Below are 12,105 nucleotides of genomic sequence, written 5' to 3' on the forward strand. Positions count from 1 at the left end.
TTAATCTCTAAGCATTTTTTCTATAAAACATTGGAAATTTAATGATTACACTTACAATCTTAGTAGAATTTATGAGTTCTATAAATAACGTGGAAGCTCATAATGTAGTTGAAATTAGACGTCAATAGGTGTAGATATTTGCTAAGATTTGAAATAAATTTTTTTAATGTATCTCATAATTTAACAGTAAAGAAATTTTGATGTAAAAAGAGCATTATGATTTTGTGAATTCTTGAAGTCAAACTTTATTTCGCTGAAAAAAATCTTATGCTGATGTTTTTAATCGAAATAATTGTTCTGGATAGGAAAGGATTAAACCTAAAATATCAAAAGCTTTCTATAAAATGAAACTGAAGATTCAAAACATGATTAAAATCTTCTTTATTTTTCTTTAGATTTATTCCAAATAAGTCTATTTTTGCATTCGGTCAACATGGCCAATTCAAATACTATGTTTACAACAGCTGATTTTATACCTGTCACCCGAGCAGCAATTATTCAAGAAATCTTGGATTCCCCGTTGAAAATCAATTTGATGGAGCTCGGGTTTTTGCCCGGAAAGACTATTACACTTCATCATTCTGCACCGTTAGGAGGACCTATGGCCTTCAAACTTGATGAATCAATTTTAGCATTAAGAAAAACTGAAGCTTCACTCATCGAAGTACAATTGCTCTGAATTTCATGCCCGAGTTAACAACCCCCTCCTTAGTAAAGTCTCCGAAAATCGCCATCATTGGAAACCCCAACGTTGGAAAATCAACCATTTTTAACCAGCTCACTGGTCTGAGTCAAAAAATCGGCAACTATCCTGGAGTAACTGTTGATAAAAAAACGGGTTGGATGCATTACCATGGTAGTAGCTATGAGATCATAGATCTTCCTGGCACCTACAGTCTATATCCAAATTCTGAAGACGAAATAATAGCTCACAGAGTGTTGAACCAGCTCAATGAGCTTGAGCGTCCCGAGTTTGTATTGATGGTGATCGATTCTTGCCAGCTTTCAAGAGGGTTATTTTTAGCGACGCAACTTATTGATTTGGGTCTTAATCTGGCTTTGGTTCTGAACATGGCAGATATTGCTACAAGGAAGAACATAGCAATCAAAAGCTTCGAAATATTCAAAGCATTAGGTGTACCTATCCTGAGTACGGATGCTCGTGGGGAGAAAGGTTTAGATCAAATTCGCGAACTAATTCATCACCAAAATTTCAGCAAAAAGTCATCTTTCATTACTATAGAAGAAGTTGTTGACGCTAATTTACTAGCTGAAGTACAAAAGAAATTCAAGCTTTCTAACTCTTATCAAGCGTATCAGATGTTACGATTTGGAGAGAAAGACAAAACTTACTCTCAAGAAGATCGAGCTTGGATAAAAAGTAAGCTCGCTGAAACCAATTTTGATTTAGAAAAGTCACAGCTTGAAGAAACTAAAATTCGCTATAGAAAAATCACTGCTATAGTTGAAAAAGCCGTTGTAAAAACTCCAGATATAAAACAAGAATCAGGAATAGATAAGATTTTACTTCATCCTGTTTTCGGCTATGTAATTTTTGGAGCTATTCTTCTTCTTATATTTCAAGCCATTTTTGCATGGGCATCAGTGCCTATGGATTTGATAGATGGCTTTTTCGCATCTTTCTCCGGATGGGTTTCAAATGCTCTTCCAGAAGGAGTGCTTACCAGCTTAATTACTGAAGGAATAATTCCTGGTATAGGTGGTGTGGTGATTTTCATTCCTCAGATTGCTATGCTTTTTGGGTTCCTTGCTATTTTAGAAGACACTGGCTACATGTCCAGAGTCGTCTTCTTGATGGATCGATGGATGCGCCCATTTGGACTTCATGGCAAAAGTATTGTTCCACTTGTATCCGGAGTAGCATGCGCTATCCCAGGTGTGATGGCAGCAAGAAACATTGGCAACTGGAAAGAGAAGATCATTACTATTATGGTAACTCCGTTGATGAGTTGCTCAGCTCGCTTGCCGGTTTACATAATCCTCATTGGTTTAGTAGTTCCTGATGAGTTTATTCTTGGGATATTCAATCTTCAGGCTGTTGCCTTACTGGGTCTTTATCTACTTGGTGTAGTGGGAGTTTTCATGACTGCATTCGTTATGAAACATATTCTTAAATCAGAGGAGAAAAGCTTTTTGATGGTAGAGCTTCCTACTTATCGTGCACCACGTTGGCTGGATGTCTTGCTGACTATGTATAATAAGTCCAAGACGTTTGTGTTCGAAGCTGGAAAAGTAATTCTTGCTATATCGATCATTCTATGGGTATTGGCATCTTATGGTCCACCAGAGCGAATGGATGCGATTAGAGCTGAAGCTCAAGTTAAAGTAGAGGCTGCAACTTCTGAAGAACAAATTGCGGAAATCGAAAATGAAACATCATCTCATTTATTAGAGAATTCCTTTATCGGAATCATGGGAAGAGCAATAGAACCTGCGATCAAGCCTCTTGGCTATGATTGGAAAATTGGTATCGCTTTGATCACTTCCTTCGCAGCTCGTGAAGTATTTGTATCCACTATTGCTACTATTTATAGTATTGGGGCAGATACTGAAGATGAACTCACGATTAGGGAAAAACTCAATCAGCAGATCAATCCAGAAACTGGAGAAAAAGTATACAATACTGCTACGGCATTTTCACTTATGGTATTCTATGCTTTTGCAATGCAGTGTATGAGTACGCTAGCTGTGGTCTATCGGGAAACTAAAGGCTGGAAATGGCCGTTAATTCAAACAGTCTATATGACAGCATTAGCGTATTTCTCAGCGCTTTTGGTATATCAAATTCTATCTTAATTATGTGGCAAGAAATTCTAGTTGGCGTAATCGTATTAGTAGCATTGGCTTATTTAGTGAGAAAATATTTCTTCAAATCAAGCTCAGCGTCTGGCTGTGACAAATGCGCCAAACCCTGAATCTTGACATTAGCTATATTTCATCATTAGTTTTTTGATACTTTTAAGCTCATGGGCAGCGTAGCCAAGCAGAGTATTCAAACAACCATTTTTTCCTACCTAGGAGTTGTCATAGGTTATGTCAATGTACTTTGGCTATATCCATATGCTCTTGACGCATCTGAACTGGGGGCATTTCGCACTATACAAGACTTAGGTCTTCTATTCGTTCCATTCGCTCAGTTAGGAGTTGGTCATGGGATCACCCGCTATTTCCCTCAACTCAAATCCAATCAATCTGCATTCTTAAGCTATGGAATAGTCTTTTCCCTGATAGGATTTGCCACAATCAGTATTATATTTCTAGGGTTCAAATCTCAGATCATCGAAGTCTTTGCAGTCAATTCACCTGAAATAATTGACTTTTTTGGGATTGTATTGCTCATAACTTTATTTGCTTTACTGAGTAGTATACTAGATGCTTATAGCCGCTCCTTTCTAAAAGTCGCCGTCCCTACCTTAGTTCGGGAGGTTTTTCTACGCTTACTCACAGGAATTCTTGTAGGGTCATATTTACTCCGATGGGTTACATTCCCACAAGTGATGCAGGGTTTGGTAGCCGTATATGGATTCGCTTTGCTGGGAGTTTTGATGTATTTACTTTGGTTGGGAGTCCTGAAATTTGACTTCCGTTGGAGTACATTCCCTAAAGGTTTCCGTACTTCTTTTATACAGTTCAGCTTAATTACCTTCCTCGCTACTGCAGCATCTACGTTAATCATGAAGATCGATAGTATCATGGTGAGCTCGATGATTAGCCTAGAAGCAAATGCTATTTATACAATTGCATTTAGCATGGCATTAGTAATAGAATTGCCGCGCAGGGCTATTTCTCAGGTAGTGATGCCTGTGATCGCAGATCATTTTTCTAAAGGAAACCTCACCGAAATCAATACGCTGTACAAGCAGGTTTCTAACCGTCAACTGTATATTTGCCTACTTTTATTTGTAGGTATATGTTCAAATTTGGACTACGTGTACTACTTTATTCCAAATCGAGAAATATACGTAGCAGGAAAACATGTTGTAGTCTTAATAGGGCTTGGAAAACTGTTCGATGTAGTATTCTCTGTTAATAGTGAAATACTGGTTTTCTCTAAGCATTACCGCTTTAACCTGGTTGTGACTATCGGAATGAGTATTTTAATTATAGGCTTAAATTACCTATTGATCCCAATCTATGGAATAGATGGTGCTGCTATGGCTTCAGTAGCTGTGATGTTTCTATACAATCTAGTGAAATACGTGTTCTTAAAAATCAAACTCGGTTTCGACCCTTTTTCGTGGGAAACAGTAAAAATTATTTTGGTAGGGATAACTGCTTATATGCCCAGCTACCTTAATTCATACTTTGAGTCAACTATCGTGAATATGTTATTTACCAGCTTGTTAGTTCTTGTCAGTTACTGGTTTTTCTCAAGATTGGTAGGTGTGGGTAATGATGAGTGGGAATGGATAAAAAATAAAATAAAAAAGTCCGGATCTTAGAGTGTTGCAAACCTCCTACTTGACAAGATTTGAGCTGCCTTTTTACCGCAAACTTCCACTGTTATCCTGCCTTTTGAAGGGCGAGGTCCCGCATGTGCGGGATGAGGCCTGCTTTTGGGAAGGGCTTACTCGGTAATTATGTAATTTGTGAAGTTTGAACATGTCGGCGACCCGGACATAACAAATATACGATATATTACACGGTAGGTTGGCAAATTTGGGAGTTGATTCCGATTATGCGTTGTGAATTAACCCAAAAACATTAGAATACAGTGCCTTAATTCAGAATATTATTTCTCCAGCATGACTAATTTAAAACTCAAAAAGCAATAAATATAAGAAATAAGTAATTATTCGAAATTATATTTCAGTATCAAGCTAAGTTCTTACCCCTTTTACACTTAAATTTGCATTTCTAAAACCGTTGGCGCTATATGTATTTGATTAAAAAAATGGTCGTTTGCCTTGATCAGACTTCATTGGATCAAACCTTGGTTCAGCATGCAGCATTTATTGCTCAAGTCAATCAAACCAAAAAAATCTATTTCGTAAATGTGATTAAAAACCTTAGCATCCCAAAAGAGGTGCTGGAGGAGTTTCCTAATTTGGTAGAGAACATGATTAATGAAAGACAGGAAGCAATGGAGGCCACTGTCAATGAGCACTTCAAAAATCCTAAGGGCATCTCATTAAATTACATTGTTAAAGAAGGTTCTCTTTCCAAGAAAATATTAAAGCTAGCCGAAGAGAAATCTGCGGACATGATCCTGATAGGCCGTAAGGTTCATCTCCCTGGCACTGGTGTAGCTTCTTCCAGACTTGCCAGACGTGCAAGCTGCTCCTTACTCATCGTTCCTGAAGGGTCTGCCACCAAGATGCAACGCTTATTAGTACCAAGTGACTTTTCTGATTATTCTAAAGACGCCTTGGAAGAAGCTATTATGATAGCCGAAAAGCATGGAGGTCTTGAAATCGTCTGTCAGAATGTTTTCACCGTTCCTTCAGGTTATCATTATACTGGAAAAAGCTACGCAGAATTCACTCAAATTATGCGCATGCACGCGGAGATCAATTACAAGAAATTCATTCGAAAAATTGATACAAAAGGAAATAAAATCACTCCGGTCTATACCCAAGATGTGAATGATGATCCAGTGGAAGAAATCGTAGCAAAAGCTAGAGAAATCGAAGCAGATGGAATAATAATAGGTGCCAAAGGTCGTACTGCAGCCACCGCACTTTTCATCGGAAGTATGGCGGAGCGATTGATTCAGTACAATGACAGCATTCCTCTTCTGGTAACTAGACCAAAAGGCAAGAATGCAGGAATCTTAGATTATATTCTAGAAATCTAACTGAAACATAACTACTAGGATTATTTTTTACACTGAAAATCAAGTCTTAAGTCTCTTTTTTCGTCACGCTTCTAAACCCTTTTCTATAACTTGGGTCTAAAAGAAGAATGAATAAAAATGGTGACCAGGAAATACTCCAACTCATCCAAAATCCCAAAACTCGGGATCTGGGTTTCAGGCAGTTAATTCTGACTTACCAAAAGCGCGTATATCATGTGATCAGACGAATGGTTTTGATTCATGAAGATGCCGATGATGTGACGCAGAACACCTTCATCAAAGCACATCAATACATCGACAAATTTCAAGGACAATCCAGCCTTTTTACATGGCTCTACAGAATCGCTACCAATGAAGCTTTGACTTTTTTGGAAAAAAAGAAAAAGCGATATTTCTTCTCCATCGACGACCATCAAGAAAAATTAGAGTCCTTTATTGATCAACCTGGAAATATCGATGGCGATGAAATACAACGTTTACTTCAAAAGGCCTTACTTACCTTACCTGACAAACAGCGACTTGTATTTCATCTGAAATATCAGGAAGAGCTCACCTATGAGCAAATGTCTGAAATAACTGGCACAAGTATAGGCGCCCTCAAGGCCAGCTATCACCATGCAGTGAAAAAAATCGAACTTTCCTTATCCAATGAATAAACTATTGACCGCCAACCTAGTCTAAACCTATACCATGCAAAAAATTCCTAAAATTCAGGATTTCCGAGCTCCAGAAAATTATTTCGATAATCTTCCAGATGATATTATTAAAAAGGTAAAACCCCAGACGTCTATCCACTGGATGAAATATGCTGCTATTGCTTTACTAGTACTCAGCTTTGGAGTTTGGCAGTTCACCTCATCTGAATCGCAGGTTGAAACATTATCCATGGATGATGAGATTGCTTTCTATATAGAAAGCCAATATTGGACCGCTGAGGACGTGCTTAGTATGGTAGATAACCCTGAAGAAATCCTGGATCAAATCATTTTCGAGGAGATGATGTACGAGGTAGAGGTAGTAAATGAATATGATAAAAACTGGTACTAACTATGAAAAAATATACATTAATAGTTCTCTTGTTCTTCATGGCGGCAGGAACTACACTGGCCCAACGCACAGATAATGGCTATGACCGTGAAAAACTAGAAGCTGCTAGAGTAGCTTTTATCACCACGAGATTAGACCTAAAACCAGAACAAGCGCAGAAATTCTGGCCAATTTTCAATGTCTTCAATGATGCGAGAGAAAAAAATCTTAAAGAAATGTCTGAATTAGGAAGAGTCAAAGATATTCAACTCTCTGAAGTAGATGCTAAATCACGACTTGCCAGAAGATTTGATATAGAACGAAAAATGATCGTAGATGAAGAAAAGTTTGTCAATGAATTATCCAGCGTAATTACTTACAATCAAATCATTCTGTTAAATGGATTATCCAGAGAATTTGCCAGACATATTTATCAAAAACGTGACCACGATAAAAAACAATAGGATAAACCCAATCAGATAGAAATCAGTGTTTTAATAGTCATAGTTACTTTGAACAGCGAGTTAGAAGAAACTTCAATAAATATTTTGAAAGGGAAAGACCGAAATAATATCAAACGGTAGTTTTACTAATTCTTTTATGACTTATTACTAGTAAAAAATTGAATAAAATAGAAAAAGCGGCTTGAAGCCGCTTTTTCTATTTCTTTATTTTTTCAATAGATCTCTAATCTCTTCTAGCAAAACTTCAGATTTTGAAAGTGCTGGGGGTGGAGGTGTTGGAGCTGCAGCTTCTTTCTTTTTCATGCTATTTAGCGCTTTAATAGCCAAGAAAATTACAAATGCTACTATTATGAAATCAACAACATTCTGGATAAAAATACCATAAGTAAGTAGTACTGGGCCTAATTCCTCGCCAGCAGGACCTATACTGTTTTCCTTTAGCACAATCGCCAAATCAGTAAATTCCATCCCACCTAACAACATGCCAATAGGTGGCATCACGATATCTTTCACAAAGGAAGCAACAATCTTCCCGAATGCTCCACCAATTATCACGGCTACTGCCAGATCGATTACGTTGCCTTTTACAGCAAACTCTTTAAACTCTTTTAAAAATCCCATACGGTTTTGGTTAATGGTTCAATTATTCAATGAATATTTTAAAAAATTCTCTCCTTTCCAAGAATCACATTTATTAAAAAGACATTTCAAATAGGTATAACTGCCATTGACCCCCTTTTTTCCTGCCTAAAATAGAACTTTAGGCTCATTTTTTTCCCTAACATTGCACCCTTAACTACTTTAAAATGCAGGCACCCCAAGCCAAACAAATCCCTCAGCTCTTAGAAACGCATGGTCATCAGCGCACTGACAATTATTATTGGATGCGTGATAGAGATAATCCTGAAGTCATAGCCTATCTAAATGCTGAGAATGAGTACCTCAAAACAAGTTTAAAAACCACGGAAGATTTTCAAGAAAACCTTTTTCAGGAGATGAAAGGTAGAATTAAGGAGGACGACGAAAGCGTTCCTTACTTTAAATCTGGCTATTTCTGGTACGTGAAATACGAAACGGGTGGAGAATACCCCTTGTATTGTCGCAAAAAAGGAAGTTTAGAAGCTGATGAAGAGGTATTTCTTGATGTCAATCTTCTAGCAGAAGGAAAATCTTATTATCAAGTAGGTGGAACCGCTGCCACTTCAGACCTCAAAACTCTTGCATTCGCAGCAGATGAAGTCGGAAGAAGAATCTATGCGATTCATTTCAAAAATCTGGAGACGGGAGAAATACTATCTGATTATATCCCTGAGATCACGGGGAATTATGCTTGGGCAGAAGATAATCAGACGCTTTTTTACACTAAACAGAATCCAGATACACTTCGCTCTCATCAAGTTTATTCTCATAAACTTGGCACAACAGTAGCGGAAGATGTCCTGATCTATACCGAAAAAGACGAAGAATTTTCCTGTGTAGTTCATAAGACTAAATCGGAAAAATTTATTCTTATTCATTCTGAAAGCACTATTTCTTCCGAAATGAGGTTTCTGGATGCCAGTAATCCTACCGGACTATTCACAGTCCTTCAAGAGAGAATACCCCATTTGGAGTACGCAGCTGATCATTATGAAGACTATTTTTGGATTAGAACCAATTTAAAAGCTCAAAACTTCAAACTGGTAAAAGCTCCAATCAGCAATCCCCAGCTAGAAAACTGGGAAGATGTGATTCCTCACAGAGATACCGTTTTACTTGAAGATTTTGATATTTTCTCTGACTTTTTGGTCGTACAGGAAAGAAGTAATGGGTTGTGCAAAATCAACATCAAACCTTGGGATGGAACGGAAGGTCACTCTTTAGAATTTGACGATGAAACCTATACCGCCTGGATCAGCACTAATCCAGAGTTTAATACAGCTATACTGCGCTTTGGATATAACTCTCTCGTGACACCAGCCAGTACCTTTGATTACAATATGGTTACCAAAGAGAAGACCTTGCTCAAGCAACAAGAAATTGTGGGGGGATATGATGCTACAGCATACACTTCTGCCAGAATCTGGGCGACCGCTGCTGACGGCAAGATGATACCTATCTCTCTGGTTTATAAAATTGACACCTTTTCTCCAGATGGTTCAAATCCGCTCTTACTCTATGCCTATGGATCCTATGGCTACAGCATGGATGCCTACTTCTCCAGTAGTCGATTGAGCCTGTTGGACAGAGGTTTTGTCTTTGCCATAGCACATATCCGAGGAGGTGAAGACCTGGGCCGTGGATGGTATGAGGATGGGAAAATGCTGAAAAAACGAAATACCTTCACTGATTATATACATTGTGCGGAGCATCTGATTGATGAGAAGTACACATCATCAGATCATCTATATGCTATGGGTGGAAGTGCAGGAGGATTGCTGATGGGAGCTGTGATGAATTTACGTCCTGACCTATTCAACGGCCTGATTGCGGCTGTTCCTTTCGTAGATGTAGTGACGACCATGCTTGACGAAAGTATTCCATTGACTACCGGGGAATTTCAAGAATGGGGAAATCCAAAGGACAAGGAGTTCTACGAATACATGCTCTCCTACTCACCGTATGACAACGTAGAGGCCAAAGACTATCCAAATCTACTCATCACTTCCGGTCTTCATGACAGCCAAGTTCAATACTGGGAACCGACCAAATGGGTTGCAAAACTCCGAGAGTTAAAAACTGACTCAAACTTACTTTTCCTTCATACCAATATGGACGCAGGACATGGAGGAGCATCGGGGAGATTCAACTCCCTCAAAGAAATGGCTCTAGAATATACCTTCCTGTTCTATTTGGAAAAGTTAATTTGAACTCAGCGTTAACAAGCGGTTAAATATGCAGCACCAAGCCTTCAGGGAAAGATTTTTTCCTAACTTTGGCACAAACCTATTACACTATACTTAATGAAAATTGCTCTAATAGCCCATGATGGCAAAAAAGCCGACATGGTTCATTTTTTAAGTGGATTCCGCGACAGACTGCTTCAGGCAGATGTGGAATTGGTTGCTACTGGCACCACAGGATCTCATATTGAAAAAGCAGGATTTGAAGTTCAAAAATTACTCTCAGGACCAATTGGGGGTGATGCACAGATTGCTGCCATGGCAGCACAGAAAGAACTTGCGATGGTAGTATTCTTCAGAGATCCATTGGATAAGCATCCACATGAACCGGATGTTCAAATGCTGATGAGAATTTGTGATGTACACAATATCCCCTTAGCGACCAACCCAGCTTCGGCCGCACTTATGTTTAAAGCCTTCACTCAAACCTAACCAATGGAACCTAAAACCATTAAAAAAATTGGCGTTCTAACTTCTGGCGGAGATTCCCCAGGCATGAATGCAGCAATTCGCGCAGTAGTACGTGCAGGATTGTACTATGACTTAGAAATGTACGGCATCTACCGCGGATACGAGGGGATGATTCAGAATGATATTAAAAAGCTAGAATCCAAGCATATTACTCATGTGCTAGAGCGAGGGGGGACATTTCTAAAATCAGCTAGAAGTGCCGAGTTCCGTACATTTGAAGGACGACAAACTGCTTACAACAACTTGAAGTCTCATGGTATCGATGCCCTTGTGGTGATCGGTGGAGATGGATCCTTGACTGGCGCACACCTTTTCTACAAAGAATTTGGCGTACCGGCGATAGGTTTACCAGGCACGATTGACAATGACCTTTCTGGTACAGATTCTACTATAGGATTTGACACGGCATGTAACACCGCCATCGAAGCCATAGATAAGATACGAGACACCGCCACTTCCCACGACAGACTTTTCTTCGTAGAAGTAATGGGCAGAGATGCAGGTTTCATTGCCATCAATGCAGGTATAGGGTCTGCTGCGGCAGCTATTTTGATTCCTGAGAAAAAAATGCCAATTGAGCATTTGGTTGACAAATTGAAAATCAGAACCAAAGCCAAAAAAGCATCCAACATTGTCATCGTGGCAGAAGGTGGAAAAAGTGGAGGTGCTAATGAAATCGCTTCTATGGTGAAAAAGCATCTACCTTATTACGACATCAAAGTAACTATTTTAGGACACTTACAGCGCGGTGGCTCGCCTAGCTCATACGATCGACTTCTAGCTTCTAAACTTGGAGTAGCTGCGGTAGAAGGCTTGCTTCAAGGTAAATACGATGTGATGGCTGGTTTAATCAATAATAAAGTGGTTTACACGCCAATCAAAAAAGCTATTGTAGATGACAAATCGGTAGATGAGGATGATTTCAGAATAGCGAAGATCCTTTCTACATAATATATTATTAACCTTTTAGGTTTTATTTGCAGACCTTCGAGTCCTGATACCTATCAGTGTTCGAAGGTTTTTTTGTGATGCACACAGAACCATCACCAGATCAATTTCTAATTAATAACTAATTTACCTTTAGAATTTGGATGTTGATACTTATAAGTATAAATATCATTTGTCATATATGAATACCAGTTCCAAAACTGTAATGGATTTCGTTTGAAAGTGCGGAAAACCTGCTGCTCTTCACTTTTAGGGTTGTTATTCTTAAAAGTCTGAAAGTGATGCTCCATCATCTCTACATCTCTTCCTTTGGATGGCATTGCTGTAAATTCAAATTCAGCATTTGCAGTTTGGTAATGATAGGTTGGAAATAACCCTCGTGTAAAGACATTTATATAACCAGAAATAAGATTACTAAACACGATTAGCAATACTGCTAAAATCAGCAAATTCCTTTGAGTCCTTTTCATGAGGTTAAAATAAGTTTTTGAACATA

At 38.6% G+C, this 12,105-nt stretch carries 12 protein-coding genes; 10 read left to right on the forward strand and 2 right to left on the reverse strand.

Going from position 1 to position 12,105, the window contains the following annotated elements:
* The first annotated feature begins 451 nt into the window (after window positions 1-451).
* From BVH02_RS17135 to BVH02_RS17165, 7 genes are all read left to right on the forward strand, one after another.
* Window positions 452-679, forward strand: a complete 228-nt coding sequence (locus BVH02_RS17135) for a FeoA family protein (protein ID WP_086502758.1) — start codon at window positions 452-454, stop codon at window positions 677-679.
* Window positions 680-684: 5 nt separating this feature from the next.
* Window positions 685-2,817 carry a ferrous iron transport protein B gene (gene feoB / locus BVH02_RS17140; RefSeq protein WP_086502697.1) on the forward strand — a complete coding sequence of 711 codons (2,133 nt, stop codon included), beginning with the start codon at window positions 685-687 and terminating at the stop codon, window positions 2,815-2,817.
* A gap of 170 nt (window positions 2,818-2,987) precedes the next feature.
* Window positions 2,988-4,463 (forward strand): lipopolysaccharide biosynthesis protein, encoded by a 1,476-nt coding sequence (locus tag BVH02_RS17145; protein WP_086502698.1) that lies wholly within the window; start codon window positions 2,988-2,990, stop codon window positions 4,461-4,463.
* A 434-nt stretch (window positions 4,464-4,897) separates the two neighbouring features.
* Window positions 4,898-5,818, forward strand: coding sequence for a universal stress protein (locus BVH02_RS17150; protein WP_086502699.1), 921 nt, complete (start codon window positions 4,898-4,900; stop codon window positions 5,816-5,818).
* 107 nt (window positions 5,819-5,925) lie between these two features.
* The gene (locus tag BVH02_RS17155) at window positions 5,926-6,474 is read left to right on the forward strand and encodes an RNA polymerase sigma factor (protein WP_086502700.1); all 549 of its coding nucleotides are present in this window, start codon (window positions 5,926-5,928) and stop codon (window positions 6,472-6,474) included.
* A gap of 34 nt (window positions 6,475-6,508) precedes the next feature.
* Window positions 6,509-6,865: a hypothetical protein gene (locus BVH02_RS17160; protein ID WP_086502701.1), complete on the forward strand. Its 357-nt coding sequence runs from the start codon at window positions 6,509-6,511 to the stop codon at window positions 6,863-6,865.
* A 2-nt stretch (window positions 6,866-6,867) separates the two neighbouring features.
* Window positions 6,868-7,308 carry a hypothetical protein gene (locus tag BVH02_RS17165; RefSeq protein WP_143244234.1) on the forward strand — a complete coding sequence of 147 codons (441 nt, stop codon included), beginning with the start codon at window positions 6,868-6,870 and terminating at the stop codon, window positions 7,306-7,308.
* A 204-nt stretch (window positions 7,309-7,512) separates the two neighbouring features.
* On the opposite strand, the gene mscL is transcribed toward BVH02_RS17165, so the two are convergent.
* Window positions 7,513-7,929 carry a large-conductance mechanosensitive channel protein MscL gene (gene mscL, locus BVH02_RS17170; RefSeq protein ID WP_086502703.1) on the reverse strand — a complete coding sequence of 139 codons (417 nt, stop codon included), beginning with the start codon at window positions 7,927-7,929 and terminating at the stop codon, window positions 7,513-7,515.
* 185 nt (window positions 7,930-8,114) lie between these two features.
* Here mscL and BVH02_RS17175 point away from each other — a divergent pair, with 185 nt between their 5' ends.
* The 3 genes from BVH02_RS17175 to pfkA all read left to right on the forward strand — a co-directional run bounded on the left by BVH02_RS17175 (window position 8,115) and on the right by pfkA (window position 11,612).
* Window positions 8,115-10,157 carry a S9 family peptidase gene (locus tag BVH02_RS17175; RefSeq protein ID WP_086502704.1) on the forward strand — a complete coding sequence of 681 codons (2,043 nt, stop codon included), beginning with the start codon at window positions 8,115-8,117 and terminating at the stop codon, window positions 10,155-10,157.
* Window positions 10,158-10,250: 93 nt separating this feature from the next.
* The gene (locus BVH02_RS17180) at window positions 10,251-10,622 is read left to right on the forward strand and encodes a methylglyoxal synthase (RefSeq protein ID WP_086502705.1); all 372 of its coding nucleotides are present in this window, start codon (window positions 10,251-10,253) and stop codon (window positions 10,620-10,622) included.
* A gap of 3 nt (window positions 10,623-10,625) precedes the next feature.
* A complete protein-coding gene (pfkA, locus tag BVH02_RS17185) occupies window positions 10,626-11,612 on the forward strand; it encodes a 6-phosphofructokinase (RefSeq protein ID WP_086502706.1) in 987 nt (328 codons plus the stop codon).
* Window positions 11,613-11,719: 107 nt separating this feature from the next.
* Here the strand turns inward: pfkA and BVH02_RS17190 are convergent, their stop codons facing one another.
* Complete coding sequence (locus tag BVH02_RS17190) at window positions 11,720-12,079, reverse strand: hypothetical protein (protein WP_086502707.1); 360 nt, start codon at window positions 12,077-12,079, stop codon at window positions 11,720-11,722.
* Window positions 12,080-12,105 lie beyond the last annotated feature (26 nt).

This window comes from Algoriphagus ratkowskyi, assembly GCF_002150505.1.
In the GTDB taxonomy this organism is placed as follows: domain Bacteria; phylum Bacteroidota; class Bacteroidia; order Cytophagales; family Cyclobacteriaceae; genus Algoriphagus; species Algoriphagus ratkowskyi.

Excerpts from the sequence above, each read along its gene's own strand:
- BVH02_RS17155 (WP_086502700.1), top strand. The coding sequence starts at position 5,926 with ATGAATAAAAATGGTGACCAGGAAATACTCCAACTCATCCAAAATCCC.
- feoB (WP_086502697.1), top strand. The coding sequence starts at position 685 with ATGCCCGAGTTAACAACCCCCTCCTTAGTAAAGTCTCCGAAAATCGCC.
- pfkA (WP_086502706.1), top strand. The coding sequence starts at position 10,626 with ATGGAACCTAAAACCATTAAAAAAATTGGCGTTCTAACTTCTGGCGGA.
- BVH02_RS17165 (WP_143244234.1), top strand. The coding sequence starts at position 6,868 with ATGAAAAAATATACATTAATAGTTCTCTTGTTCTTCATGGCGGCAGGA.
- BVH02_RS17145 (WP_086502698.1), top strand. The coding sequence starts at position 2,988 with ATGGGCAGCGTAGCCAAGCAGAGTATTCAAACAACCATTTTTTCCTAC.
- BVH02_RS17175 (WP_086502704.1), top strand. The coding sequence starts at position 8,115 with ATGCAGGCACCCCAAGCCAAACAAATCCCTCAGCTCTTAGAAACGCAT.
- BVH02_RS17190 (WP_086502707.1), bottom strand. The coding sequence starts at position 12,079 with ATGAAAAGGACTCAAAGGAATTTGCTGATTTTAGCAGTATTGCTAATC.
- BVH02_RS17180 (WP_086502705.1), top strand. The coding sequence starts at position 10,251 with ATGAAAATTGCTCTAATAGCCCATGATGGCAAAAAAGCCGACATGGTT.
- BVH02_RS17150 (WP_086502699.1), top strand. The coding sequence starts at position 4,898 with ATGTATTTGATTAAAAAAATGGTCGTTTGCCTTGATCAGACTTCATTG.
- BVH02_RS17160 (WP_086502701.1), top strand. The coding sequence starts at position 6,509 with ATGCAAAAAATTCCTAAAATTCAGGATTTCCGAGCTCCAGAAAATTAT.
- BVH02_RS17135 (WP_086502758.1), top strand. The coding sequence starts at position 452 with ATGTTTACAACAGCTGATTTTATACCTGTCACCCGAGCAGCAATTATT.
- mscL (WP_086502703.1), bottom strand. The coding sequence starts at position 7,929 with ATGGGATTTTTAAAAGAGTTTAAAGAGTTTGCTGTAAAAGGCAACGTA.